This is a genomic window from Actinomadura sp. CNU-125 (assembly GCF_001942465.1).
Taxonomy (GTDB): Bacteria; Actinomycetota; Actinomycetes; order Streptosporangiales; family Streptosporangiaceae; genus Spirillospora.
Window position 1 is genome coordinate 1 of sequence record NZ_MKJY01000366.1, and the last position, 24,184, is coordinate 24,184.

Here is a 24,184-nt window from a genome sequence, read left to right on the forward strand (position 1 = left end):
ACGAGCGTCGCGGCGTCCGCGCGGTGGAGCGCCATGTTCCTGCGCACGGTGCTCGGCGACGTGTGGTCGGGCGTCTGGCTGTGGGGCGTCGGCGACGCGGTCGACGACGCGGTCACCGTCGAGTACGTCCGCTGAGCGCGGGGGGAGAGGGGGACCCCGCAGGCCGTCGGCGACGGCCTGCGGGGTTTCCCGTCACATGCCGTCGCCGTCCCACCGGCCGGTGGTCCGGCTGCGCACGGGACGGCTCGACAGGATGGGCGCCGGGACGGGATCGCCCTCCCGCCAGGCGCGGCCCGCGCCCCAGTTGTGCCGCTGGGCGTCGACGCGCTCGTCGGCGTGTTCGAGCGTTTCGACGGGCGCGCCCCAGTCGGGCTCGACGGTGCCGGTGTCGTGGTCGTGGCCGTCGGTGTGGTCGTGGTCGTGGTCCTCGCCGTGGCCTGCCTGCAGGCGGGCGGCGTCCAGGGCCTTGGCGATGGCGAGGACGCTCTTGTCGGGGCCGTGCCCGTGCTGCGCGTAGTCCTCGCCGGGCTCGCCCAGGCTCCGCTGGTACAGCACCGATTCCTGCAGTTCCTTCAGGTCGCGCCCGGAGCGGCCGTCCGTCCCGCGGCCCAGGTCGTGGGACGCCATGGACCAGCGCATCCGGCCGTCGCCGGGCCCGTAGTTGACGGCCCGGCCGCCCCAGCGCACCCATTCGTTCCGGGTGTACCAGTTGACGAGCTCGCCGTCCGACCGCAGCAGCCAGGTCGCGCCGCCCTCCTGTGTGGTGAAGTGCCCGTGTTTCACGCGGGCGGGGCGGAAGAAGTACGTGCCGAGGTCGAGGGTTCCGAAGTTGTACTCCATGTGCCCCTGGACGGTGTACGCCTCCTCGTAGCAGGGGTGGTGGGCGAGGCGGTGGTCGGTCCAGCCCTCCTGCGCGTGCACCAGCCTCGTGTAGAAGCCGCTGACGGGGTCGACGTGCAGGTACTTGATGAACAGCCCGGGCATCGGGCCCGCCTTGGGCACCGCGTCCCACCGCATCCCCTCGCTGTCGACGACGATGACGTCCTCGTAGGCGTCCTTCCAGCGGGGGGCTCCCAGGCCGTCGACGGGGTCGAATCCCGCGTCGCCGTATTCGCGGTAGTGCAGGATCCGGGTGCCCTCGGCGAAGGTGACGGCGTCCGCGGGCACGCCCTTGGGCGCGTACACGTAGCCGCCCGCGCCGATGGCGCGGCCGCCGTACGTCATCGCCCCTTCGAGGACGTAGTACTCCGTGTTCGCGTGGTGGATGCCCGGCCCGCGTCCCCAGCCGGTGTGGAAGTCGATCCGCAGCGAGGACGAGCCGTCCTCCTCGTCCACCGACAGCCTGCGCTCGCTCGCCCGGCCCTCGCCGCCCGCCAGCTCGGCGGCGTGCCAGATGTAGTCGTCTTCCTGGATCAGCTCGACATGGGGTCGCACGTGCTCGTCTCCGTTCCCGGCGGCTGTTTCGCTAATGGAAACATCGTTTCGCATATGCCCGCAAGGCCGAACCTTGACCGGTACGCCCAGAGAAAGAAACACTGTGTCCGTCAGCGGAACAGGGAGCGTCATGGCGTTCGATGCGGTCGTCGTCGGGGCCGGCCCGGGCGGGCTCGCCTGCGCCGTCGAGGCGGCCGCGGCGGGCGCGCGCGTGCTCGTCCTGGAGAAGGCCGCGGACATCGGCGGGACGCTGCCGTACTCCGGCGGGCACCTGTCGGCCGGAGGCTTCTCCGCCCAGCGGGAACGCGGCATCGCCGACGACCCCGGACGGCACCTCGCCGACGTCCGGCGGATCAGCCGGGGCACCGCGCGCGAGGACCTCCTCCGGCTCTCCCTCGCCGAGCAGCCCGCCGTCCTGGAATGGCTCTTCGACGCGGGCTACGAGATCGACCCGGCGACCCCGCGCATCGTGCACGGGCACGAGCCGTACACCACGCCCCGCACCGTCCACGCCGCCGAGACGCCGGGCGGCCCCGCGATCCTGCGGGCGCTGCGCCGCCTGCTCGAACCCCACACCCGCGCCGGACGGGTCGAAGTGCGGTGCGGCCGCGCGCGTCACCGGGCTGCGCACCGACGCGGGGGCCGTCACCGGCGTGACCGTCCCGGACGGCCCGGACGGCCCGGACGCCCGGCGCCCGCCGTCGTGCTCGCCACCGGCGGGTTCGGCCACGCCCCCGACCTGTTCGCCGAACTCGAAGGGGCGCCCCTGACGACGTACGGCGCCGACCTCGACCGGCGACGGGCTGCTCATGGCGCGCCGGATCGGGGCCGGTCTGCAGGGCCGCGGCCGGTACATCCCGACGTTCGGCGGCCTGCCGCCGCAGGGCGGCGACGCGCGCGTCGACTGGACGAACCGTCCGCAGCTCGTCGCGGCCGAGCGCCCGCCGTGGGAGATCTACGTGGACCGGCACGGCCGGCGCTGGATCGCGGAGGACGAACCGAGCATCGACCGCAAGGAACGCGTCCTGACCGGCGTCGACCGGATGACCTTCTGGACGGTCTTCGACGCCCGGGCGCTGCGGGAGTCGCGCCCCATGGTCCACGGCTGGAGCCCCGCCGAGCTGGACGCCCGCTGCGGCGTCCGCAGCGGCCTGCACCGCGCGTCCGACCTGCCCGGACTGGCGCGGTCGGCCGGCATCGACCCGGCCGGTCTCCGCACCGAGGTCGAGCGGTACAACGCCGCCGTCGCCGCCGGGACCGACACCGCGTTCGGACGCCGGCACCTGCCCGCGCCGATCGCCGAGCCGCCCTTCTACGCCGTCGAGAACCGCCCCGTCACGCTGATCACCTTCGCCGGGATCGACGTCGACGCCCGGCTCCGGGTGCGCCGCGCCGACGGCGCCGTCGTCCCCGGCCTGTACGCGGTGGGCGAGGTGATCGGGTCCGCCGCCGTCAACGGCAACGCGTTCTGCTCGGGCATGTGCCTCACGCCCGCGCTCGCGTTCGGACGCCTGGTCGGCCGCGCCCTGGCCGGAACCGGGTCCGCCTCAGTGCGCGAAGGCGAACCCCGCCGCGCGTAGCTTCGCCGACGTCACCGGCACCACCGGCGTCCGGATCTCGCCGCGGAACGTCAGCTCCGGCAGTCCCTCGGCCGCGCAGAGCTCGCCGAACACCTCGGCGTTCGTCCGCGGGACCGCCGCGTCCGGGAACGCGTTGTAGGCCCCGGTCAGCCCCTCGCTCACCACGAAGTCGAGCGCCGCCGCCGCGTCCCGGTAGTCGATCCGGTACAGCAGCGCGTCGGCCGCGAACGGGACGGTCCCGCCCAGCGCCTCGTGCGCGAACCGCACCCGCGCCGGATAGTCGATGTCCCGGGGATGGCCGTGCACGTCCGGGATGCGCAGCACCGCGCCCCGCGGCGCGGCGAGCACGGCCTCCTCCGCCGCGACGAAGCCGCGCGGCGACGCGTCCGCGTCGTCCGTCGGCGGATGGGCTTCGTCGATCACCGTCCCGGAACCCTCCCCGTACACCGATCCGGAACTTGTGAACACGACCCGGGGGTGGACGGCGACGGCGGCCCGCGCGCTCCCCGTCAGGGTGTCGGCGTACTCGCCGACCCGCTGCGCGGCGTCGAACGAGCGCGACGGCCGCGGGCTCACCGTCAGCACCACGGCGTCCGCGCCGCGCGTCGCCTCGGCGACGGCCGCACGGTCCGATCCGCGCAGCACGGCGACGTCCGAGCAGACCTCGCGGAGCTCATCGACCCGTCCGGCGGAGGTGGTGGTGCCGACCACCGAGTGCCCCTGCGCGACCCACCGCCGGGCGAGCTCCATCCCCACGTTGCCGCATCCGATCACCGCGTACCGCACGAGAACCTCCGCTCATCGGCCGTCCGCCCACGCACGGAGGACGCCCGTGGTGTCGAGAAGGTCGGCGTACTTGGCCCCGAGGTCGAACAGCGCGGCCTCGTGCGGGGCCACGTCCCGGTCTCCGACGGCGTCGGTGACGACCGTCGGCCGGAAGCCGTGGCACAGCGCGTCCAGCGCCGTGGCCCGCACGCACCCGCTCGTGCTCACCCCGGTCACCACGACGCCGTCGGCGCCGAGGGACGTCAGCGTGGAGGCGAGCGAGGTGCCGAAGAACGCGCTCGGATACTGCTTGGTCACCACCACGTCCCCCGGCTCCGGGACGAGCTCCGGCGGGGGCTCGGCGAACGGGGAGCCCTGCGCGAAGAAACGCAGCGCCGGGACCTTCCGGTAGAACAGGCCGCCGTCGGCGGGGGAGCGGTACGAGACGTAGGTGAACACGACCGGGCGGCCGAGCCTGCGCGCGTCCGCGACGAGCCGCGCCACCTGCCCGACTACTGGCTCGACGCCTGCGTACAGCGGGCACTCCGGATCGAGGTAGGCGCGGACGAGGTCGACCACGAGGAGGGCGGGCCGTTCGCCGAACCCCAGGTCCGCGCCGAAGCCCGCACGCTCGTAGTCGTCCGCGAGATCCGCGGCCGGCGTACGCGCGCCCGCCCGCGCGCCGCGCGGCTCAGCGGGCATCGGACCGGACCGCCGCGTGCTCGGTGTGCCCCGCCATGGGCTGCCCTTCGAGTCTCGCCGATCCCGCCTCGGAGCAGGATCCGATCTTCGTTCCGGGTGAGCGTAAGCCGCCCGATTTCGCGGGTCAAGAGTCGTCGTCGCGGCGTGGAGGCCGGGTGTGCGGGAGGTCCCGTTCCGCCCGCGGGCTACGCTGGCGGACATGTCGACTCTGCACGAGCAGGTCCTCGCCAAGCTCGGGCCGTTGATCATCTCGGGCTCCCTGGAGCCCGGGTCGAACGTCAACTTGGAGTGGGTGCAGCAGGAGTTCGGCGTGTCGCGGACGGTCGCCCGCGAAGCGGTGCAGGTGCTCGCGTCGAAGCGGCTGGTCGCCAGCCGCCGGCGGACCGGCGTCACGGTGCTCCCCGAGGACGAGTGGGACTCCTACGACCGCGCCGTGATCAGGTGGCGGCTCGACGGGCCGGAGCGGGGCAGGTACCTGCACCAGCTCTCGCAGCTGCGCACCGCGATCGAGCCGCCCGCCGCCGCGCTGGCCGCCCGGTACGCCGACGACCGGCAGCGGGACCGGATGGTCGAGCTCGGGGCGGCGATGGAGTCGGCGGGCGAGGCGGGCGACCTCACCACGTTCCTCGAACACGACATCGCCTTCCACCGGCTGCTGCTCGAAGCCTCGGGAAACGTGATGTTCGTCGGCCTCGCCCACGTCGTGGAGGAAGTGCTGCGCGGCCGCACGCTGCATCGTCTGATGCCGGTGCGGCCCAAGCCGGAGGCGCGCCGGCTCCATCTCGTGGTGGCCGAGGCCGTCGCCGGACGCGAGCCCGAGGTGGCCGGGGCCGCGATGACGGCGATCTGCGTCGAGGTCGCCGACGAGATGGGCCGGCTGGGCGGGAACGGCGTCCCCGCCCGCTGACGACACGGGTCAGGCGACCAGCCACAGCAGCGAGGCGATCACGAACACCGACAGGCCGAGCGTCGTCTCCAGGACGGTCCAGGTCTTCAGGGTGGTCTTCTCGTCCATCCCGAACAGTCGGCTCACCAGCCAGAACCCCGAGTCGTTCACGTGCGAGAGCACGGTGGCGCCCGCCGCGATGACGACCACGAGAAGGGTCAGCTTGAAGTCGCTCAGGTCGGCTTCGGCGACCGCGCTCGCGATCAGCCCGCCGGTCGTGGTCAGCGCGACGGTCGCGGAGCCCTGCGCGACGCGCAGCAGCGTCGCGATGATGAACGCCTGCAGGATCAGCGAGATGCCGAGATCGGACAGGCTCTCGGTCAGCGCGTCGCCGATGCCGCTCAGCTCCAGCACCCCGCCGAACATGCCGCCCGCGCCGGTGATCAGGATGATGGCGCAGACCGGGCCGAGCGCCTGGTCGACGATCCGGCTGACGGTGGCCATCGACGCGTTGGGCCGGCCGAGCACCAGGATCGCGACGATGACCGTGATCATCAGGGCCACCGGCGTGATGCCGATCAGGCTCAGGTAGTCGACCCAGTCCTGGCCCTCGTCGAGCACCCCGCTCTCGACCAGCGTCGAGAGGACCGTGTTGATCGAGATCAGCACCAGCGGGATGAGCAGCAGCATGAGGACCGTGCCGAAGGACGGCGCCCGCCAGTCGGGCTCCTCGCCGTCCTTACCGCCCTTGCCGTCCTCCACCTCGCCGAAGATCACGTCCGGCAGCGACACGTCGACCCGCGCGCCGAGGAAACGGGAGACCAGCAGGACGCCGACGTACCACGCCACCACCGCGATCGGGATGCCGACGAGCAGCGTGAGCCCGACGTTGGCGCCGATCAGGTTCGCCGCGGCGACCGGACCGGGGTGGGGCGGGACGATCGCGTGCATCGCGGCGAACGCGCCCGCCGCGGGCAGCGCGTAGTAGAGCAGGGAGCCGCCGAAGCGCCGCGCGACGGTGAGGACGATCGGGACGAAGATGACGAGCCCGGCGTCGAAGAAGATCGGGAACCCGAACAGCAGGGACGCGACGCCCAGTGCCATGGGCGCCCGTTTCTCCCCGAACCGGCCGATGAGCGTGTCCGCGAGCGTCTGCGCGCCGCCGGTCACCTCCAGCAGCCGCCCGAGCATGACGCCGAACGCGACCAGCAGGGCCACGGAGCCGATGGTGTCGGCGAACCCGTACATCAGGACGTCCGGGATGTCGCCGGGCGAGAACCCGACGACCACGGCCGTCAGCACGCTCACCAGGACCAGGGAGACGAAGGCGTGCAGCTTCACCTTCATGATCAGGAACAGCAGCACCGCCACGGCTCCGGCCGCCATCAGCAGCAGAGTGACGGTGCCGAACTGGGGGTCGATGGCTTCCACGGCAACTCCGATACGTTCCGTCCGGCCGCGCTGGGGCGCGTACGGACACCTTGCCGCAAAGGTAGTACCTTTACAAGACCGCTGCGGACGCCAAGTGGCGAGCGTGCCGCGGTCCCGGACGCGGACGCAGGACGGCGCGGCCTCGCCGGACCCGAGCGCGGTGACGAAGAAGTCGACGATGGCGTCCTGCCGGTCGGGGGCGAGGATGGACGCCTCGCCGGAGAAGCTGACCCGGGTGAGGATCACGCCCAGGAACGATTCGCTCGCGAGTTCGGCGTCGACGGTGCCGGGGATCTCGCCGCGGTGCCGGGCGGAGCGGAACACGTCCTCCACGACCGCCATGCAGTGGTCGATGAAGTCGCGGCGGAACCCCGCGTAGACGGCGGGGTGGTTCCGCGCCTCCTGGACGCACCGCTGCAGGATCTCCAGTCGCGGGCCGGTGAACACCGCGGCCACCGCGGGCAGGATCGCGAGCAGGTCGGTGCGCAGCGCGCCCGTCCCGGGCACGGTCAGCCCGGCGGCCAGGGTGCCCAGCGCGTCGACGACGAGCCGGTCGCGGTCGGGCCAGCGGGCGTAGATGCCCCGCTTGTCGACCCCGGCCCGCGCGGCCACGCTGTTGGTGGAGAACCCGGCGATGCCCCGTTCGGCCAGTTCCGCCACCGCCGCCCGGAGCACCCGCGCGTCGATCGACGGGTCCCGTCGGCGCCCGCGCGGACGTCCTGCTGAACTCACTTCACCATCCCCGAGAATTAATGTACCGTGATGGTACGTCAAATCGTCCGGCCCGGCCGGGCGGCGCAAAAGAACGACTATGCCATCCGCGCCGAGCAGGGCCGCGGCGATCGCCCGGTGGCGGGCGCGAGGCCGCCGCCGCACCCGTCCACGACCGAACCGGGAGAACATCCGATGCTGCGAACCGGCGACCGAGCCCCCGACTTCGAACTGCAGGACCAGGACGGACGGCCCGTGCGGCTGAGCGGCCTGCTGGACACCGGGCCGGTCGTCCTGTTCTTCTACCCGGCCGCGCTCAGCCCCGGCTGCACCCGCGAGGCATGCCACTTCCGCGACATCGTCGCCGAGTTCGCCGAGCACGGCGCGACGATCCTCGGCATCAGCGGAGACGACGTCGAGAAGCAGAAGCAGTTCGACGACCGGCACCGGCTCGGCTACCCCCTGCTCGCCGACACCGGAGGCACCGTCGCCCGCGCCTACGGACTCGCGCGGCGCATCCCCGGCCTGCCGCCCAAACGGGCCACCTACGTCATCGGCACCGGCCGGAACGTTCTCGCAGCGATCCACAGCGAAATCAACATGAACGTCCACGCGGACAAGGCCCTGGCCGCCTCCCGGGGTGACGGGCGGACCTTGGTGCCCCGGAACGGACCGCGGTCACCCTTAGACAATCGAACACACTATGACTTACCGTCTGTCCGTGGATCTCGCGACGCCGGTTTTTCACCTTTTCCTCCCGCAGATGCGGATGTCCGTGGACGCGATCGTCGAGCGGGCGCTCGCCGCGGAAGGGGCCGGTTTCGAGGGCATCGCCTTCATGGACCATCTGGTCCCGCCGCTCGCCGACGAGCACGACATGTGGGACGCGATGACGATCGCCGGGTGGGTCCTCGCCCGGACGAGCACGCTCCACGTCGGGCACCTGGTGCTGTGCGACGCCTTCCGCCACCCGGCCGTCCTGGCCCGCCAGGTCGCCACCCTCGACCACGCCTCCGGCGGCCGGTTCGAACTCGGCATAGGCTGGGGCTCGGCACCGGCCGAGTTCGAGACGTTCGGGATCGGCTCCACCGCCCCGGGGGACCGCGTCGCGCGGCTCGCCGAGTCGCTGGAGATCATGCGGGCGCTGTGGGCGGGCGACGTCGTCGACCATCGAGGCGAGCACTTCACCCTGACCGGCGCCCGCCAGCGTCCCGTGCCCACCCGCGCGATCCCCATCACGATCGGCGGCGCCGGGCGGCGCACCCTCGAACTCGTCCGCGCCCACGCCGACTGGTGGAACCTCCCCGTCCACCAGATCGGCCGGATGAAAACGCTCCGCGAGCAGACGGGCGGCGCACGCGTCTCCATGCAGACGATGGTCGCCCTGGTGCCCGGTGAGGACGAGCGGGCGGACGTCGTCGCCACCGCCCGGCGCCGCTTCGGCCGGACGGCGATGGGCGACGGCCTGGTCATCGGCACCGCACCGGAACTCGCCGCCCATTTCGCCCGGCTGCACGCCGAAGGCGTCGACCGCTTCTACATCTGGTTCACCGACTTCGCACCGGTCGAGACCCTCCGCCGTTTCTCCGACGTCATCTCCTCGGACCTCGTCACCGGACGAACGGCCCGGTGAACGACCGGCCGCCGTCGGGAACACGCGACGCGAGAAGGGCGCCATCGGCCTGGACCGCACGCACGCCTGCACCTGCACCGCGGGCGGGCGGGTTTCCTCCGGTCAGTTCCCGGCCAGTCCCCTGATCGCGTAACACCGGACGGACCGGCTGACCGACTCCGGGTCGCCCGCCTCGAAGGAGACGGACGCCTGGAAGATGGCGCTCTGCGTGGCCGGCAGCCGGACCATGACGGCCTGGTTCCCGGTCGAGGCGTCGGCCTCCGGATGGATCGAACGGATCATCAGTCCGAGAAAACGCCCGGTTGCTCGGAAAGCGTGGTGTGCGCGGCCATCGCCGCGGCGACGGCGGTGAAGAAATCGTCCGCCGCGGACACCGGGTCGGCCCGGAGCCGGAAAGCCGAGGAAGCCCTGCCGAGGGGTTCGGGGTGTCGCGGGCGGTCGGCCTGCGCGCCCGCGACGCCCGAGCGGACGGCCGATCACCGCTCCGCTTCCGGGCTTGCGGTCGCCCGTACCTCACCGAATAACATATACATGTTTTCGTTGTAAATATGTGAGCCTGGAAAGGCGGTCACGCGTGATGGCGCAAGACATGGACGACGACGGGCCGACCGCGTCATGCGCGGCCGCGGCGCCCGATCGCGGCCCGAAGGGCGGTCTGACGCCATGGTGGACCTGAACGCGCCCGGCCTCGCCACCGGCGACGGTGTGAGCGGCGATTCGTTCCTCACTTCGCTCGGGCTGCGCATGCTGCGCCCGGACGGCGACGTCTCGCGCGCGACCGCGCGGCTCGGCCCGGCGGTGTGGGCGGAGGGCGCCGAGCGGCCGCGCCTGGGCGCGCTGGCCGCGATGGCCGACGTGGTCGCCGGGCTGCGCCCGTCCGGCGCGGTGGCGCCGACGGTCGATCTCAACGTCCGGCTGCTCGGGCCGCTCCCCGCGCGCGGACGGGTCGAACTTGAGGGCCGCCCGCTGAAGGCGGGGCGCCGGTTGTTCGTGGGGGAGGTGCTGATGCGGCACGAGGGGGCGCTGTTCGCACGGTCCGTGGCGACGTTCCTGAACCGGCCGTCCGGGCACGAGGTCGTGTCCAACGAGCCGTTCATCGCCACCGGGCCGCCGCCGTCGGTACCGTTCGACGCCTGGTTCCGGCCGCGGTACGCGGACGCGCGGACGGTCCTGGTCGAGCGCAATCCGGCGATCGTCAACGGGCTGAGCGCCACCGTCCAGGGCGGCGCGCAGGCGACCGTGGCTGAACTCGCGGCCGAGTGGGCGCTGGCCCCGCGAGGCCCGTTCGTCGCGGTCGACCTCGACATCCGCTACTTCGGCCCGGCGCTGGCCGGGCCGCTGGCGGCGACCGCCGAGGTGCTCGCCGTGCACGGCGACCGGGCGTTCGTGGACGTCCGGCTCACCGACGCGGGCGCGGACGACGCCGTGGTCGCCGACGTGACCGTGGTGTGCCGTCCCGACCCCTGACCGGCGGCGACCACGATCCGCCCCTGGCGCGGGTCGTCGGGGCCGTCCACGGGGGCGCCTGCCGGTCCCCGCCGCCGTGAGGGGGGACCGGCCGGGCGTCCGCCTCAGGCGGCGGCGCGTTCCAGGATGTGGACGCCGCAGGCCGAGCCGAGGCCGATGACGTGGGCCAAGCCGACCTTCGCGTCCTGGATCTGCCGGTCGGCGGCTTCGTCGCGCAGGTGGCGGCAGACCTCCCAGATGTTGGCGATGCCGGTCGCGGCGATCGGGTGTCCTTTGGACTGCAGGCCGCCGGAGACGTTGACCGGGGTGGTGCCGTCGCGCCAGGTGGCACCGGATTCGAAGAAGTCGACGGCGCCGCCCTCCGGGCAGAGCATGAGGTTGTCGTAGTGGACCAGTTCGGCGGTGGCGAAGCAGTCGTGGAGTTCGACCAGGTCGAGGTCGGACGGGCTCACGCCCGCCTGGTCGTAGGCCCGCACGGCGGCGTCGCGGGTGAGGGTGTTGACGTCCGGCAGGACCTGGCAGCCCTCCTGCCAGGGGTCGGAGGTCAGGACGGACGCCGACACCTTGACGGCGCGGCGCCGCTGCTCGCCCGTCAGCGTTTTCAGCACCGCGCCGCTCACCACGACGGCCGCGGCGGCGCCGTCGCAGTTGGCCGAGCACATCGGCCTGGTGTTGGGGTAGGAGATCATGACGTCGTTCATGATCTCTTCGAGGGTGTAGCGCTTCTGGTAGGCGGCGAGCGGGTTGAGCGTGGAGTGGGCGTGGTTCTTCTCGCTGATGCGGGCGAACAGCTCGAAGCTCGTCCCGCCGTATTTGTGGCCGTACTCCTGGCCGATCTGGGCGAACACGCCGGGCATGGTGCCGGTGCCGACGCGTCCTTCCAGGCCGGTGACCGACCCGACCCGGCCCGAGGGCGTCCAGGTGCCGTCGGCGGCGCCCGCGGTTTTGGGTTGGCCGAGCAGCCCGGCGCCGGAGAGTTTTTCGACGCCGACCGCGAGGCCGTAGTCGGCTTCGCCCGCTTTCACCGCCATGATGGCGGTGCGCAGGGCGGTGGCGCCGGTCGCGCAGGCGTTGGCGACGTTGTAGACGGGGATGCCGGTCTGGCCGATCTGTTTCTGTAGTTGCTGGCCGATGCCGGCTCCGGCGTTCATCAGGTTCCCGGCGGCCAGCACGCCCATCTGCTTCATGGTGACGCCGCCGTCGGCGAGCGCGCCCATCGCGGCCTCGGCGGCCAGGTCGATGGTGTCCTTGTCCTTGTGCTTGCCGAACTTGGTCATGTGGATCCCGAGGATCCAGATGTCGTCAGCGGCCATCGGTGGTCTCCAGGGGTTCGAAGCCGAAGCCGATCGCTTCGGTGCCCGCGCTGTCGGTGCCGACGGGGAGCGTGGTCAGCCGCACTTTCATCCCGAGCGTCACATGGTCGGGGTCGGCGGGGACGTTCACGAGGTTGGCCGCCACGCTCGTCCCCTCGCAGTCGATGGTCGCGGCGACGAACGGGACGGGGACGCCGGGCGCGGCCACCGACACGATCGTGAACGCGCGCACCTGTCCGGCGGTCGCGACCGCGGCCTTGCGGAAAGCGGTTCCGCTGCAGGACGCGCACGCGTTGCGGCGGTCGAAGAAACGCGCGCCGCAGTCGGCGCACTCGTTGGCGACCAGATGCGGGCTGTCGCCCAGCACCAGGTAGTCGACCAGAGGAACCTGTTCTGCCATGCCGATACCTCCTTGAGCCCCGCGGGGACGGACGGTGCCGCGGGCGTGAACCGGGACGTGCCGGGAGTCGCCCGGCGGCGGCTTGCAGTGCCTCTCCTCGGAAACCGGGCGGCGTTCTCGAAACCGGCATGATGGGGCCGACCTGGGGCGGGACTTCTCCGGTGGCCGCCGGGCCTCCGGACATACGGGTCAAACTACCGCGACGCCCCTCGATGTTGAAGACCTCGGCACGGTGAAAGATCTAGAGGTATTCCCCGCGTCCCGCCGCCTGCGTGCGAGCTGGTTTGATTTCGATGTCAAGATTGACAGCTTTCGGCCGCCGCGTTCTCATGGTCGGGTGATGCGGGACGAGTGGATCTTCGATTTCGACACCTACGAGGCCGAAGACGCCTTCACCAGGCATCAGGACCGCTCGCTCGGAAGCCGCGGTTTCCGCTGGGCGGAGATCGGCGGCCGGCGCCGGCCGCCGGTCGGCGGCAGGCTGGACGATTACATCGCGAATCCGACGTTCGCCCCGGTGGCCCGTCCCGGCTCGCTGTACGACTGGTACCGGGGCGATCCCGAACGCAAGACCATCCGGGAGGCGTTCGGCGACCTCGAACCGATCCGGCCGGAGTACCGCGACCCGGACGCCCGCATCGAGGTCATGGACCGGCAGTGCGTCGCCGGAGCACTGCTGTTCCCCACCCTCGGCGTCGGCATGGAGGAGGCGCTCAAGGACGATCCGGAGGCGTGCGCGAAGGTTTTCCACGGTTTCAACCGATGGCTCGCCGAAGACTGGGGTTTCCGGCACGAAGACCGCATCTACGGTGTGCCTTACGTCCCGCTGCCGGATCCCGCGGCCGCCGTCGCCGAACTTCGCACGGTGATCGCCGCCGGAGCCGTCGCGGTGAACGTCAGGAACGCGCCGGTTCCCGTGCCGGGCGGCTACCGTTCACCGTTCGACCCCGTCTATGACCCCTTCTGGCGTCTGGCCGAGGAGGCGGGAATCGTCGTCGCGACCCACGCGGGCAACGACGGCTACGACGCGCTCGTCCGGATGTGGGAGCCGGGAGGCGCGGAGAGTTCGATTCTGGGTCACCCCCTTCTGGGAGGACGACATCGACGGGCTCGTGGGCCGGGTACGCGTGGACCGCCTTCTGCTCGGCTCCGACTGGCCGTACGCCGAAGGCGTCGTCCGGCCCACCGACTTCGTGACCGACACCCTCCGGGGCTTGGCCGCAGACCAGGTGCGGCGCATCTCCCGCGACAACGCGCTGGAGCTCCTCGGCCTCACCGCACGCCGATAGGTCGGCCGCCGCTCGCGGCGGCGTCCGGTGCCGCGCTCAGGGGAGCAGGTGAGCGAGCCGGGCACGGTCGGCGTCGTCGAGGGGCCGGAGAGGCGCCCCCTTCGCCGGCCGCCAGAACACCCGCCGCCCGTGCCACGCCGCCCGCCTCAACCGCGTCTTGTCGATCTTCATGCTCGAGAGTTTCGGCAGCTCCTCGGTCACGAGGACGAACGAGGGCGGCCACTTCGTGCCGAGATCGTCCTGCGCGGTGAGGAAGGCGTCGAAGCCGCGGGGATCGAACTCCGCACCGGCCCGCAGTTCGACGGCCGCCATGACTCGGTCGCCGACCGGGTCGTCGGGGACGGCGTAGACGGCGACGGAGCGGACGTCGGGGTGGCCCGCGAGGATCGCTTCGACGGGCGCGGCGGCGAAGTTCTCGCCGTCGATGCGAAGCCGCTCGTTGGACCGTCCGGCGAAGTACAGCCACCCGTGGCGTCCCGGTAGGCGAGGTCCCCGGACCAGTAGCGGCCGTCGGGGCCGAACGTCACCGGCGGGCACTCCTCGCCGGTGTCCGGGTACACGGCGTCGCCGTCGCCGAGCCCCGCGATCGCGGCGACGTGCGCGCCGGTGCGCGCGAACCGTCCCTGGGTGCAGCGCACCGCTTTGGGCAGGCCGGTGGAACCGGAAGTGAAGATCAGCAGGAAGAGATCGTCCTCCCGGGGCCGCCGCGCGGGCGGCTCTGGCGAGGACGCCGCCGGCCGTGCGGCGTACCCGGGCCCGTCGACGACCAGGATCCGCTCACGGGAGACGCCGGTGTCCGCGCCGTCCAGCAGCGGCAGGTGACCGGACGAGGTGACCAGGACCTGGCAGTCGGTGTGCCGCACGAGCTGCGCGAGCCGGTCGCCGCGGTAGGTCGAGTCGACGCCGACGACGACGGCCCCCGACAGCGCCGCGGCACCGAGCCAGAGCAGGTGGTCGGGCACGTTGTCCAGTAGGACGCCGATGTGCGGCGGCCGCCCGGGGCCGTGCATCTCCTCGAACAGCGCCGCCCTGCGTGCGGACTCCTCGACCAGCCGGCGGCCATGCCCCCGATGTGCAGGGAATGGAGAAGAACGAGCCGGAGAACTCGAGCCATCCCTCTGCGCAGCACCCGCAGATACTCGCGCGTCATCTGGACGGGACGCCGGTACGGCACCCCGTGCCGCCCCTCGACGACCTGGGGCCCGGAGACCCCGAGCCCGAGCATGAACCGCGTCGCGGCCGGTGTCCGCGCCGCCGTCTGCGCGATCGCCGTGCCCGGCCGGAGGCGGTCGGTCGCCGCGGCGACGAAGGCCGGCGGAGTGAACGCGTCCCGCCCCCACGCCTCGGACGACCAGACGGAATCGAAGCCCAGCCGTTCGCCTCGCCGGGCGGTGGACGCGACGGACGCCCCATGGTCCCGGAGGCCGGAAAGGCTCAAGCCGAGGAGGGGACCAGGCGATGGCATGAGCGCATCGTAAACAGAGTCGACACCGACGTCGATATTGAATTGATCCGCAACCGACCCGTCGATATTTCAAAGCTCGTAAATATGTCGAACGGGGGTAGATTGGGGCAGTGTCGAAGGCCGACGGGACCGGACGGCGCGCGTGCCGCGGCCTCGCGCGGGACCGGCTTTCCATGACCAGCTACCTACCGGGAGACGATGTGTCCAGGCAGCCGACGGGCGGGCTCCCCTCCACGCCGCGTGCGCGTCCGGCGACCAGCATCGACGTCGCCCGGCTGGCCGGCGTGTCCCGCGCCACGGTGAGCCATGTCCTCAACGGCCAGGTCGAGCGGTTCAGCGAGGACACGGTCGAGCGGGTGCGCGGGGCCGCGGCCGAACTCGGCTACGTCCGGTCGGCGGCGGGGCGCGCCCTGGTCATGGGACGCAGCGACTTCATCATCGTGGTCGTGCCGTACGCGACGTTCATACGGCTCCAGGACGTCATCGAGGTCATCTCCGCCGACATCGAGGAGCTCGGGTTCACCATGGTGGTGCACTTCGACGTGGCCCGCGGCAGGGAGACGGCGTCGAACCGGCTGCAGCACATGGTCGAGACGATGCGTCCGGCGGGGGTCGTCGACCTGGGCGGGTTGTCCCTGGCCGATCGCGAGGCCATCACGGAAGCCGGCTGCCCGGTGCTGCCGCGGCGGCTGCCCTCCGACGTCAACCGCTGGATCGGGACGCTCCAGGTCCGGCACCTGCACTCCCGCGGTCGCACCGAGATCGCGTACGCGTTCCTGGCCGACGCGCGCGACGATCCGTACGGGCGGGGGCGGGCGTCCGCGTCGCCCGCGTTCTGCGAGTCCGAGGGGCTGGCCCCGCCCTCCCGCGTCCACGTGCCCATCGAGCCCGACGGCGCGCAGCGGGTCCTCCGGGAACTGGTGCAGGCGCGCGGGTGGCCGGTGGGCATCGCCTGCTACAACGACAAGGTCGCGCTCGCGCTGGTGTTCGCCGCCAAGAGCCTCGGCCTGGCGGTGCCCGCGGACGTCGCGGTGGTCGGCGTGGAGGGGGCCGACATCGGGCAGGTCGTGTCGCCCCGGCTGACGACCGTGGCCAGCGACGTCGCCGACTCGGTGCGCCCGTTCCGGGCGGCGCTCGCCTCGGCCTACGGCGGCCGGTCGTCCGCCGGCGACGCGGCCCCGCTCGACGAGGCGTTCTTCCTCCTGCTCGGCGAGACCACATAAGGCCCGGAGGCGAACCGGGGCCCGCCGCCGGGCGGGCCGCGTGGACGGCGTCCGGCTCGTCCAGGCTCGTGAGCGCCCGCCCGATCGTCCGTTGACACGTGTCACGGAAGGTTCATATGGTGGCGGCGTCGACGAAGGATCATCCCCACCCGGACCCCCCGTTCCGGGGACGCGCTGGCGAGGAGGCTGGCCCATGTCGCTGAACAGCCATGTCGACGTCGTGATCATCGGATTCGGAGTGCTCGGGGCCGCCGCCGCGCTGGTGACGGCGGGGACGGGCGCGCGGGTGCTCGCCCTCGACCGCAACGTCCGGACGGGGCATCGCCCGTTCAGCTCGCGCGCCGCCCGGTCCCGCGACGACCTGCGGGCCGAACTGCGGTCGCGGCGCTGGACGCGGGCGTCGAGGTGCGGACGCAGTGCCGCGTGCACGAACTCGCGGTGGACGCGGGACGGGTGGTGGGCGTCGGCTACGCGACGCTGCCCGCCGAAGGCCGCAGCGCCGCCCGCTACCGCCGCCTGCGGGCGTTGAGCGACCGGGCCCCGGCGCGGCTCGCGCCCGCCCTCGACCGCGCCGCCGACGAGGTGTGGCCGTCGGTCTTCCGGGTCGACGAGGTCGGCTGCTCCAGGGTGGTGCTGGCGCTGCACCCCCGGCACTGGGAGTTCGTGGGGACGGCCGTGTGGGCGGCGGCGCACGCCCGGCGCGGCGTCCGGTCGTCGGTGCCGCCGGAGACGAGCACCGTCCAGGTCGGATCGAGGCCCGAGATGGCGGTGCGCCGGTGGTGCGCCACGCACGACACGGCCCGCGGGCACGACGCGAACGGCGGGCACGGCGAACTGTGCGTCGAGGAGACCACGGGCCAGGTCCTGCTGAGCGGCGGCCAGGCCGTCCGGGGCCTTCTCTCGGCGGTGCGGACGAACCGCGCCGGCCGCCTGCCGGGCGAGCTCCTGCCGTGTTGACGCGCTCGGTGACCGCTACCAGGTCAGGATCGCGGCGTCGCCCTCACCCGGTGCGGACGCGGCGGCCCGGGGCTTCTTCGCCCGCGGGGCGGAACGGTCGCGGTCGGCGCGGTTCTGCTCGTCCGGGATCGGGTCCGCGCCGGGAGCGAGCTCCCACAGTTCGCCCATCACCTCGCGCACCACGTCCTTGCGGAGGGAGTAGAAGTAGTTGCGGCCGCGCTTGTGCACCTCGATCAGCCCCGCCTGGGAGAGGATCTTGGTGTGGTAGGAGATGGTCGGCTTGGAGACGGGCAGCATGTCCTCAAGGAGGCTGCAGGCGAACTCGTCCTCCCGGGCGATCTGCTGGACGATGCTCCACCGGATCGGGTCGCCCAGTGCCTTGAAGACCTCCGTCGCTGCGACGGGCTCGCGGGACATGACGCCTCCTCCTCTTTCCGTCGGTCACTATTTCAGTATTCGGCAACTATGAATCTAGCCGAACCAAGGATGTGAAACATTTTCGTTACGGTGTGAGACGACGCACAGGGCGCCGGTCAGGGGCGGCCGCCCCGGTGCACGGGCGCGCCTCTCGACGGGAAGCCCAGGACGACACGACCCTGGTCGGACATATAGTTAGATACATTGACAACTGTTTAGTTTTCGTGTTCAGTGAGCCCTGTCCCGGGCGGTGACGGGCGGGCCGCGGGCCGCACGGGCGCGGCCTGGACGGCGCCGGTCGGCGTTCTCGTGACGGAGTGAAGGGGAGTCCCGATGGAGCTGGCGCTCTCGCCGGATCAGAAGCTCTTGCAGGAGTCGGCGAGGGGGCTGCTGGAGCAGGAGTACTCCCTCGACCGCATCCGCGGCATGGAGGCCGGCGAGCCCCGATGGTCCCGGGACTGGTGGCGCAAGGGCGCGGAACTGGGCTGGGCCGCCGCCGTCGTCCCCGAGGAGCTGGGCGGCGGAAGCGTGTCGGGCGAGGGCGTGCGCGATCTCGCCGTGCTCGCCGAGGAGCTGGGCGCGGGAGTGGCGCCCGGCCCGCTGCTGCCCGTCAACGTCGTCCTCGCCGGTCTCGTCGCGGCGCACGGGAACGGCCCCGACCACACCGCGCGGATCGAGGCGCTCGTGGCGGGGGAGAGCATCGCGACGTGGGCGGTGTACGAGCCCGGCCGCGAGTGGACGCCGTCGGACCCCCGGCTGACGGCCGCGCCCGCGGACCGCGGCTACGTCCTCGACGGCGTCAAGGACCGTGTCGAGGACGCGCGGCAGGCCGATCTTCTGCTTGTCACGGCGAAGGCACCGGACGGCGTCGCGCAGTTCCTCGTGCCCGCGTCCACGCCCGGGGTGACGATCTCCGAGCAGTGGACGGTCGACCTGTCGCGCTCGTTCGGCGAGGTCCGCTTCGAGGGGGTGAGGGTGGACGCCGACGCCCTCGTGGGCGCACCGGGAGCGGACGAGATCGTCGAGCGGCAGCTCCAGATCGCCGTCATCGTCCAGTGCGCGGAGGTGTGCGCCGTCCTGGACCGGGCGTTCGCGATGACGACGCAGTGGGCCTTCGACCGGTACTCGTTCGGCCGTCCGCTGGCGTCCTATCAGGCGCTCAAGCACCGGTTCGCCGATATGCGGACGTGGCTGGAGGCGTGCCACGCGACGACGCAGGCTGCGGCCGCGGCCGTCCAGGACGAGTCGGCGGACGCCGCCGAGCTGGTCAGCGTGGCCAAGTCGTTCGTCGGGGAGCGGTCGCTGACCATCCTGCAGGACTGCGTGCAGCTGCACGGCGGCATCGGCGTGACCTGGGAGCACGACCTCCACCTGTTCCTGCGCCGCGCGATCCTCGACCAGGCGTTGTACGGGACTCCGGCGGACCACCGCCTCCGCCTCGCCGACCTGTCCTCCCTCTGACCCGCCGAAGGATGGATCCGCGATGACCGACAGCACGACGGAGAGTGTGGAGTCGTTCCGCAGCCGGGCCCGGGTGTGGCTGGCGGACAATATGCCGCCCCGCGACGACGCCCCGCCGCCGCTGGTCGAGGACGACACCCACGAATGGGAGCGCGCCCGCGAGCTCCAGCGCATGTTGTACGCGGGCGGTTTCGCGGGCATCTGCTTCCCCCGCGAGTACGGCGGCCTCGGCCTGACGATCGCCCACCAGCAGGCGTTCACCGAGGAGAGCGACCCGTACGAGATGCCGCTGATGCTGAACGTCCCGACGTTCGCGATCTGCGCCGCGACGCTGCTCGACACGGCCGACGAGGAGCAGAAGCGCGACCGGATCGGGGCGGCGATCCGCGGCGACGAGATCCTCTGCCAGTTCCTGTCCGAGCCGAGCGGCGGCTCGGACCTCGCGGGCCTCATCACCCGCGCGGACCGCGACGGCGACGGCTGGGTGCTGAACGGCGCGAAGACCTGGAGCACCTCCGCCTACGCGGCCGACTGGGGGCTGTGCCTGGCCCGCACCGACTGGGACGTCTCCAAGCACCGCGGGCTCACGATGTTCCTGGTCCCGACGAAGGCGCCGGGCGTGACGATGAACCGCATCCGCATGATCAACGGGAACCGGGAGTTCTGCGAGGAGTTCTTCGACGACGTGGTCCTGCCCGCGTCGGCGGTCGTCGGGGAGGTCGGCGACGGCTGGACCGTCGCGTCCCGCCAGCTTTTCCACGAGCGCAACGCCCTGGGCGGCGGCTCGCCGTTCGTGAGCGGCCGCGGCGAGCCCCGGACGATGCCGCGCGTGACCCCGCCGAACGCCGTCCGGGCGTCCGGGCGGGCGGACGACCCGCGGGTCCGCGAGATGCTCGGCGAGCATCTGACCCTGAACAGGGTGGCCGAGCAGACCGCCGACCGGGTGTCGCGCGCGATCGGGTCGGGCGCGCTGCCCCCGGCGGCGCGTCGATGCCGCGGCTCCTGCACGCCGAGGCCGTCCAGCGCGGCGAGGACCTGGCGCTGCGCATCACCGGGTCGAACGCCGCCACGGGCACCGGGGCCGAGGAGGGCATGGGCGGCCGGACTGCCATCGGCTACCTCATGCGGCAGAGCGCGAGCCTCGGCGGCGGTAGCACCGAGATGTCGCGGAACGTGATCAGCGAGCGGCTGCTGGGGATGCCCCGCGAGGCCGCACCGGACCGGGACGTCCCGTTCAAGCAGGTCAAGCGCGGACGCTGACCGGCTCTCGACAACAGGGGGTGGAGCTTCGATGAACCTGGCGATGATCCTCGACATGGTCGCCGACGGCATGGCCGACCGGGTGCTGGTCGGGGACCGGGAGACCGGTCTGACCGGCGCGGGGCTGCGCGCCCGGGTGCTGGCCGGCGCCGACCGCCTCGCCTCCGGCGGGACGCGCCGGCTGGTCTACCTCGGTCCGAACGGCCCGGCGTTCCCCGTCGCGTTGTTCGCCGCCGCGTACGCGGGCGTCCCGTTCCTGCCGGTGAACTACCGGCTGGGCGACGGGCAGCTCGCCGACGTGATGGGGCGCCAGGAGTCGCCGCTCGTGGTGACCGACACTCCCGAGCGCGTGCCCGGAGCCGCGACGATCGGCGTCGAGGAGTTCCTGGCGCTGCCGGAGGGCGACGGCGCGTCGCCCGTCTCGTCGGCGGCGGCGACGCTCGATCCGGAGTCGGTCGCGGTGCTGCTGATGACGAGCGGCACCACGGCGGCGCCGAAGAGCGCCGTGCTGCGGCACAGCAACCTGACGTCGTACCTGTTCGGGTCGGTCGAGTTCGGCTCGGTGCCGGACTCGGACGCGACGCTCGTCAGCGTCCCGCCGTACCACATCGCGGCGGTCGCCAACGCGCTGTCGAACCTCTACAGCGGCCGCCGGATCGTGTATCTGGACCGGTTCGCGCCGGGGGAGTGGCTCGACACGGTGGAGCGCCAGCAGGTCACCCACGCCATGGTGGTCCCGACGATGCTGTCGAGGATCGTCGCCGAACTCCGGAGCCGGGGGACTAACGGGCCCGGCTGCCTGAAGTCCGTCTCCTACGGGGGAGCGAAGATCGCGCCGGAGGTCATCGAGAGCGCGCTCAAGCTGTTCCCCGGCACGGGGTTCGTCAACGCGTACGGCTTGACGGAGACCGCGTCGTCGATCGCGGTGCTCGGCCCGGACGACCACCGGACGGCGGCCGCCTCGGCGGAGCCGTCGGTGCGGGCCCGGCTGGGGTCGGTCGGGCGCGCGCTGCCGTCCGTCGAGATCGAGGTGCACGACGACGAGGGACGCGCGTGCGCCCCGCACATCGTCGGCGACATCGTCGTGCGGGGACCGCAGGTGTCGGGGGAGTACCTGGAGGCGGGTAGCAAAGTGCGCGGCGACGGCTGGTTCCCGACCCGCGACCGCGGCTACCTCGACGCCGACGGCTACCTGTTCGTCCGGGGACGCGCCGACGACACCATCATCCGGGGCGGGGAGAACATCGCGCCCGCCGAGATCGAGGACGTCCTGGACGGGCATCCGGCGGTGCTGGAGAGCGTCGTGGCCGGTGTCCCGGACGCCGAGTGGGGCCAGCGGATCGCCGCGTTCGTCATCGCCCGTCCGGGCGCCGGCGTGAACGCCGACGACCTTCGGACGTGGGTGCGCGAACGGCTCCGCGGCTCCAAGACGCCGGCGGACGTCGTGTTCGTCGACGAGTTCCCCGCGACCCCCACCGGCAAGGTGCTGCGCCGCGAACTCGTCGCGCTCGTGCACGGGGACGACGCCGTGACCGCGTAGGCCTGCCGGCGGGCCGTCGGCGGGTCACCTGTGGGACACCGTCGGCCGCCGGTTCCGGCCGATCGAGTTCCCGGGCGACGCTTGCCTGCCCGACCCAGATACTTCTAAGCTTTTAGAACTTTTGGGGATCGATTCCGGGAACCGAGGTTTCGTCCATGTTCAGACCGATGGAGGGCGTCCGGGTCCTCGAGGTCGCCCAGTTCACGTACGTGCCGTCCGCCGGTGCGGTCCTCGCGGACTGGGGCGCCGACGTCATCAAGGTGGAGCACGCGGAGAGGGGCGACGCCCAGCGCGGGATCGTCAAGGTGTTCAGCCAGAACGTCGGCGGGGAGGGCACGACGTTCTCACCGATGATGGACGGCCCGAACCGCGGCAAGCGCAGCATTGGGCTCGCCCTGGAGAAGCCGGAGGCGACGCCGGTGCTCCACGAGCTGATCCGCTCCAGCGACGTCTTCCTCACCAACTTCCTCCCCGGTGCCCGCACGAAGCTGGGCATCGACGTCGACGACGTCCGCGCGGTCAACCCCGACATCATCTACGCGCTCGGCACAGGATTCGCGCACAGCGGCCCCGAAGCCGGCAAGGGCGGCTACGACGCCACGGCCTACTGGGCGCGGGGCGGCAGCGCCGACTCCGCCACCCCGCCCGGTGCGGAGTTCCTGACCCAGCAGCCGGTCGGCGCCTACGGCGACAACATCGGCGGCATGACGATCGCGGGCGGGATCGCGGCCGCCCTGTTCGCGCGGGCCCGGACGGGCGTCGCCGCGACCGTGGACATCTCCCTGGTCGGGGTCGGCGCGTGGGCGGCCCAGATGAACGTGAACCTGGCGCTGATGGCCGGTGGCCCCCTGCCCAAGGTGGACCCTGTCGCCGCGCGGGCGAGCAACCCGCTGACCGCCGTCTACCGGACGGCCGACGACCGGTGGCTGTCGCTGTCGATGCTGCAGCCCGGCCGGTACTTCCCCGAGTTCGCCGAGCGGATCGGACGTCCGGAACTGGCCGCCGACGAGCGGTTCGACTCGGCCGAGAAGCTGATGGCCAACGCGGCCGAGGCCGCCGCGATCATCGCCGAGGTGATCGAGGGCCGGACCAAGGACGAGTGGGTCGCGGCGTTCGACGGCATGCGGGGCCAGTGGGCGGTCGTGCAGAACACCTTCGAGGTCGGGAACGACCCGTCGCTGCGGACGATCGGCCAGATCGCCGACGTCGTCGACGCCGAGGGCGTCACCCGGCGGCTCGTCGCGAGCCCGGTGCAGTTCGACCGGGAGGCGCCGCGCCTCACGCGCGGCCCGCTGTTCGCCGAGCACACCGACGAGATCCTCCGGGAGCTCGGGCTGAGCGACGAGGAACTGCTGGAGCTCAAGATCGCGGGCGCGGTCACGTGAGCGCGCCGACGCCGGATCGGGTCGGGTTCATCGGTCTCGGCAGCCAGGGCGGGCCGATGGCGCGCCGGATCGTCGAGGCGGGTCTCCCGACGACGCTGTGGGCGCGGCGCCCGCAGACCGTCGAGCCGTTCGCCGATACCGGGGCCGGGACCGCCGCGTCGCCAGCGGAGCTGGGCGCCGCCGTCGACATCGCCTGCGTCTGCGTGGTCGACGACGCCGGGGTCGAGGAGGTCGTGCGCGGGCCGGACGGCCTGCTCGCGGGCATGCGCCCCGGCGGCGTGATCGCGATCCACAGCACCGTGCATCCCCGGACCTGCGAGCGCCTGGCCGAGGAGGCCGCCGCCGGGCGTCGCGGTCGTCGACGCGCCGGTCAGCGGCGGCGGGCCCGCGGCCGAGCGGGGGGAGCTGCTGGTGATGGTCGGCGGCGACGGCGCGGTCGCCGAACGCTGCCGCCCGGTGTTCGAGACCTTCGGCGGCCCGGTCGTCCACCTGGGCACCCTCGGGGCCGGCCAGCGCGCCAAGCTCGTCAACAACCTGCTGTTCGCCGCGAACCTCGGAGTCGCCGAGAGCGCGTTCGCGCTGGCCCGGGGCCTCGGCGTCGACCCCGGGGCGCTGTCGACCGTCCTCGCGCACGGGTCCGGCGGGAGCTTCGGGACGAACATGCTGGGCGGCCTGGAAGGCCACACCCTCGCGCCGCTGGGGCCGTTCGCCGGGGCGCTCCTGCGGAAGGACGCGCGCCTCGTCGTGGACCTGGCGCTGGCCGCCGGTGCCGAGCCGGGGACCGTGCTCGACGCCGCCGACGCGGCCCTGAAGTCGATGGGGCACCTCCGGTGAACGCCCGCCGGACGCCCCGACCCCAACGAAG

Annotated in this window: 22 protein-coding genes and 7 pseudogenes; 17 read left to right on the plus strand and 12 right to left on the minus strand. The window is 72.6% G+C overall.

The genetic code is table 11. The features are described from left to right. Window positions 1–192: 192 nt before the first annotated feature. Window positions 193–1,434: a DUF4437 domain-containing protein gene (locus BJF79_RS33420; protein WP_075903455.1), complete on the minus strand. Its 1,242-nt coding sequence runs from the start codon at window positions 1,432–1,434 to the stop codon at window positions 193–195. Window positions 1,435–1,564: 130 nt separating this feature from the next. Here BJF79_RS33420 and BJF79_RS67575 point away from each other — a divergent pair. Next, window positions 1,565–2,131: pseudogene (locus tag BJF79_RS67575) on the plus strand (FAD-dependent oxidoreductase); the annotation flags it as partial. Window positions 2,132–2,243: 112 nt separating this feature from the next. Continuing rightward, the gene (locus tag BJF79_RS62780; RefSeq protein ID WP_262402921.1) at window positions 2,244–3,014 is read left to right on the plus strand and encodes an FAD-binding protein; all 771 of its coding nucleotides are present in this window, start codon (window positions 2,244–2,246) and stop codon (window positions 3,012–3,014) included. On the opposite strand, the gene BJF79_RS33430 is transcribed toward BJF79_RS62780, so the two are convergent. Next, a complete protein-coding gene (locus BJF79_RS33430; protein WP_075903457.1) occupies window positions 2,982–3,800 on the minus strand; it encodes an NAD(P)-binding domain-containing protein in 819 nt (272 codons plus the stop codon). The genes BJF79_RS62780 and BJF79_RS33430 overlap by 33 nt on opposite strands. 12 nt (window positions 3,801–3,812) lie before the next feature. Next, window positions 3,813–4,481: an isochorismatase family protein gene (locus BJF79_RS33435; protein WP_075903459.1), complete on the minus strand. Its 669-nt coding sequence runs from the start codon at window positions 4,479–4,481 to the stop codon at window positions 3,813–3,815. Between the two features lie 199 nt (window positions 4,482–4,680). On the opposite strand from BJF79_RS33435, the gene BJF79_RS33440 reads away from it, so the two are divergent. Beyond that, window positions 4,681–5,388: a FadR/GntR family transcriptional regulator gene (locus BJF79_RS33440; RefSeq protein ID WP_075903533.1), complete on the plus strand. Its 708-nt coding sequence runs from the start codon at window positions 4,681–4,683 to the stop codon at window positions 5,386–5,388. Window positions 5,389–5,397: 9 nt separating this feature from the next. Here the strand turns inward: BJF79_RS33440 and BJF79_RS56160 are convergent, their stop codons facing one another. Then, on the minus strand, window positions 5,398–6,798 hold the full coding sequence (locus BJF79_RS56160; RefSeq protein ID WP_075903535.1) for a GntP family permease: 1,401 nt from the start codon (window positions 6,796–6,798) through the stop codon (window positions 5,398–5,400). Window positions 6,799–6,984: 186 nt separating this feature from the next. Further along, window positions 6,985–7,701 (minus strand): annotated as a pseudogene (locus BJF79_RS56165) (TetR/AcrR family transcriptional regulator); the annotation flags it as partial. 3 nt (window positions 7,702–7,704) lie between these two features. Between BJF79_RS56165 and BJF79_RS33460 the strand changes: the two are divergent. Together BJF79_RS33460 and BJF79_RS33465 are read left to right on the plus strand one after the other, a co-directional pair. Continuing rightward, window positions 7,705–8,022: pseudogene (locus BJF79_RS33460) on the plus strand (peroxiredoxin); the annotation flags it as partial. Window positions 8,023–8,212: 190 nt separating this feature from the next. Next, a complete protein-coding gene (locus BJF79_RS33465; protein WP_075903461.1) occupies window positions 8,213–9,142 on the plus strand; it encodes an LLM class flavin-dependent oxidoreductase in 930 nt (309 codons plus the stop codon). 102 nt (window positions 9,143–9,244) lie between these two features. Here the strand turns inward: BJF79_RS33465 and BJF79_RS33470 are convergent, their stop codons facing one another. Continuing rightward, complete coding sequence (locus tag BJF79_RS33470) at window positions 9,245–9,424, minus strand: hypothetical protein (protein WP_075903463.1); 180 nt, start codon at window positions 9,422–9,424, stop codon at window positions 9,245–9,247. Between the two features lie 381 nt (window positions 9,425–9,805). Here BJF79_RS33470 and BJF79_RS33475 point away from each other — a divergent pair, with 381 nt between their 5' ends. Then, the gene (locus BJF79_RS33475) at window positions 9,806–10,609 is read left to right on the plus strand and encodes a hotdog domain-containing protein (RefSeq protein ID WP_075903465.1); all 804 of its coding nucleotides are present in this window, start codon (window positions 9,806–9,808) and stop codon (window positions 10,607–10,609) included. Window positions 10,610–10,713: 104 nt separating this feature from the next. On the opposite strand, the gene BJF79_RS33480 is transcribed toward BJF79_RS33475, so the two are convergent. After that, complete coding sequence (locus BJF79_RS33480) at window positions 10,714–11,922, minus strand: thiolase family protein (RefSeq protein ID WP_075903467.1); 1,209 nt, start codon at window positions 11,920–11,922, stop codon at window positions 10,714–10,716. Then, the gene (locus BJF79_RS33485; protein WP_075903469.1) at window positions 11,912–12,322 is read right to left on the minus strand and encodes a Zn-ribbon domain-containing OB-fold protein; all 411 of its coding nucleotides are present in this window, start codon (window positions 12,320–12,322) and stop codon (window positions 11,912–11,914) included. The genes BJF79_RS33480 and BJF79_RS33485 overlap by 11 nt, the downstream gene beginning before the upstream one ends. A 646-nt stretch (window positions 12,323–12,968) precedes the next feature. On the opposite strand from BJF79_RS33485, the pseudogene BJF79_RS67580 reads away from it, so the two are divergent. Continuing rightward, window positions 12,969–13,287 (plus strand): annotated as a pseudogene (locus BJF79_RS67580) (hypothetical protein); the annotation flags it as partial. Continuing rightward, a complete protein-coding gene (locus BJF79_RS62790; RefSeq protein WP_262402923.1) occupies window positions 13,276–13,611 on the plus strand; it encodes an amidohydrolase family protein in 336 nt (111 codons plus the stop codon). The pseudogene BJF79_RS67580 and the gene BJF79_RS62790, both read left to right, overlap by 12 nt. Window positions 13,612–13,647: 36 nt before the next feature. On the opposite strand, the gene BJF79_RS67585 is transcribed toward BJF79_RS62790, so the two are convergent. From BJF79_RS67585 to BJF79_RS54230, 3 genes and pseudogenes are all read right to left on the minus strand, one after another. After that, complete coding sequence (locus BJF79_RS67585; protein ID WP_075903471.1) at window positions 13,648–14,148, minus strand: AMP-binding enzyme; 501 nt, start codon at window positions 14,146–14,148, stop codon at window positions 13,648–13,650. 68 nt (window positions 14,149–14,216) lie between these two features. Then, window positions 14,217–14,663: pseudogene (locus tag BJF79_RS67590) on the minus strand (AMP-binding protein); the annotation flags it as partial. 71 nt (window positions 14,664–14,734) lie between these two features. Further along, window positions 14,735–15,076: pseudogene (locus BJF79_RS54230) on the minus strand (LLM class flavin-dependent oxidoreductase); the annotation flags it as partial. Window positions 15,077–15,186: 110 nt separating this feature from the next. On the opposite strand from BJF79_RS54230, the gene BJF79_RS33505 reads away from it, so the two are divergent. The 3 genes from BJF79_RS33505 (at window position 15,187) to BJF79_RS33515 (ending at window position 17,256) form a co-directional block, all read left to right on the plus strand. After that, window positions 15,187–16,299, plus strand: a complete 1,113-nt coding sequence (locus tag BJF79_RS33505) for a LacI family DNA-binding transcriptional regulator (RefSeq protein WP_075903475.1) — start codon at window positions 15,187–15,189, stop codon at window positions 16,297–16,299. A gap of 193 nt (window positions 16,300–16,492) precedes the next feature. After that, window positions 16,493–16,828 (plus strand): hypothetical protein, encoded by a 336-nt coding sequence (locus BJF79_RS33510; protein ID WP_075903477.1) that lies wholly within the window; start codon window positions 16,493–16,495, stop codon window positions 16,826–16,828. After that, complete coding sequence (locus BJF79_RS33515) at window positions 16,723–17,256, plus strand: hypothetical protein (protein ID WP_143220580.1); 534 nt, start codon at window positions 16,723–16,725, stop codon at window positions 17,254–17,256. Before BJF79_RS33510 ends, BJF79_RS33515 begins: the two co-directional genes overlap by 106 nt. Window positions 17,257–17,271: 15 nt before the next feature. Here the strand turns inward: BJF79_RS33515 and BJF79_RS33520 are convergent, their stop codons facing one another. Further along, window positions 17,272–17,673, minus strand: coding sequence for an ArsR/SmtB family transcription factor (locus BJF79_RS33520; protein WP_075903481.1), 402 nt, complete (start codon window positions 17,671–17,673; stop codon window positions 17,272–17,274). Between the two features lie 333 nt (window positions 17,674–18,006). Between BJF79_RS33520 and BJF79_RS33525 the strand changes: the two genes are divergently transcribed. From BJF79_RS33525 to BJF79_RS33545, 6 genes and pseudogenes are all read left to right on the plus strand, one after another. After that, window positions 18,007–19,134 (plus strand): acyl-CoA dehydrogenase family protein, encoded by a 1,128-nt coding sequence (locus tag BJF79_RS33525; RefSeq protein WP_075903483.1) that lies wholly within the window; start codon window positions 18,007–18,009, stop codon window positions 19,132–19,134. A 22-nt stretch (window positions 19,135–19,156) separates the two neighbouring features. Continuing rightward, on the plus strand, window positions 19,157–20,311 hold the full coding sequence (locus tag BJF79_RS33530) for an acyl-CoA dehydrogenase family protein (protein ID WP_262402924.1): 1,155 nt from the start codon (window positions 19,157–19,159) through the stop codon (window positions 20,309–20,311). A 114-nt stretch (window positions 20,312–20,425) separates the two neighbouring features. Beyond that, window positions 20,426–21,934 carry a class I adenylate-forming enzyme family protein gene (locus tag BJF79_RS33535; RefSeq protein ID WP_075903485.1) on the plus strand — a complete coding sequence of 503 codons (1,509 nt, stop codon included), beginning with the start codon at window positions 20,426–20,428 and terminating at the stop codon, window positions 21,932–21,934. A gap of 155 nt (window positions 21,935–22,089) precedes the next feature. Then, on the plus strand, window positions 22,090–23,319 hold the full coding sequence (locus tag BJF79_RS33540; protein WP_075903487.1) for a CaiB/BaiF CoA transferase family protein: 1,230 nt from the start codon (window positions 22,090–22,092) through the stop codon (window positions 23,317–23,319). 56 nt (window positions 23,320–23,375) lie between these two features. After that, a pseudogene (locus BJF79_RS67595) lies at window positions 23,376–23,603 on the plus strand (NAD(P)-binding domain-containing protein); the annotation flags it as partial. Between the two features lie 19 nt (window positions 23,604–23,622). After that, the gene (locus tag BJF79_RS33545; protein WP_262402940.1) at window positions 23,623–24,153 is read left to right on the plus strand and encodes an NAD(P)-dependent oxidoreductase; all 531 of its coding nucleotides are present in this window, start codon (window positions 23,623–23,625) and stop codon (window positions 24,151–24,153) included. The last annotated feature ends 31 nt before the right edge of the window (window positions 24,154–24,184 follow it).

Coding starts and splice junctions, on each gene's coding strand:
- BJF79_RS62790 (WP_262402923.1), top strand. CDS start 13,276: ATGACCCCTTCTGGCGTCTGGCCGAGGAGGCGGGAATCGTCGTCGCGA.
- BJF79_RS62780 (WP_262402921.1), top strand. CDS start 2,244: ATGGCGCGCCGGATCGGGGCCGGTCTGCAGGGCCGCGGCCGGTACATC.
- BJF79_RS33440 (WP_075903533.1), top strand. CDS start 4,681: ATGTCGACTCTGCACGAGCAGGTCCTCGCCAAGCTCGGGCCGTTGATC.
- BJF79_RS33510 (WP_075903477.1), top strand. CDS start 16,493: ATGTCGCTGAACAGCCATGTCGACGTCGTGATCATCGGATTCGGAGTG.
- BJF79_RS33435 (WP_075903459.1), bottom strand. CDS start 4,481: ATGCCCGCTGAGCCGCGCGGCGCGCGGGCGGGCGCGCGTACGCCGGCC.
- BJF79_RS33540 (WP_075903487.1), top strand. CDS start 22,090: ATGTTCAGACCGATGGAGGGCGTCCGGGTCCTCGAGGTCGCCCAGTTC.
- BJF79_RS33525 (WP_075903483.1), top strand. CDS start 18,007: ATGGAGCTGGCGCTCTCGCCGGATCAGAAGCTCTTGCAGGAGTCGGCG.
- BJF79_RS33535 (WP_075903485.1), top strand. CDS start 20,426: ATGAACCTGGCGATGATCCTCGACATGGTCGCCGACGGCATGGCCGAC.
- BJF79_RS33485 (WP_075903469.1), bottom strand. CDS start 12,322: ATGGCAGAACAGGTTCCTCTGGTCGACTACCTGGTGCTGGGCGACAGC.
- BJF79_RS33480 (WP_075903467.1), bottom strand. CDS start 11,922: ATGGCCGCTGACGACATCTGGATCCTCGGGATCCACATGACCAAGTTC.
- BJF79_RS33530 (WP_262402924.1), top strand. CDS start 19,157: ATGACCGACAGCACGACGGAGAGTGTGGAGTCGTTCCGCAGCCGGGCC.
- BJF79_RS33465 (WP_075903461.1), top strand. CDS start 8,213: ATGACTTACCGTCTGTCCGTGGATCTCGCGACGCCGGTTTTTCACCTT.
- BJF79_RS33470 (WP_075903463.1), bottom strand. CDS start 9,424: ATGATCCGTTCGATCCATCCGGAGGCCGACGCCTCGACCGGGAACCAG.
- BJF79_RS33520 (WP_075903481.1), bottom strand. CDS start 17,673: ATGTCCCGCGAGCCCGTCGCAGCGACGGAGGTCTTCAAGGCACTGGGC.
- BJF79_RS33475 (WP_075903465.1), top strand. CDS start 9,806: ATGGTGGACCTGAACGCGCCCGGCCTCGCCACCGGCGACGGTGTGAGC.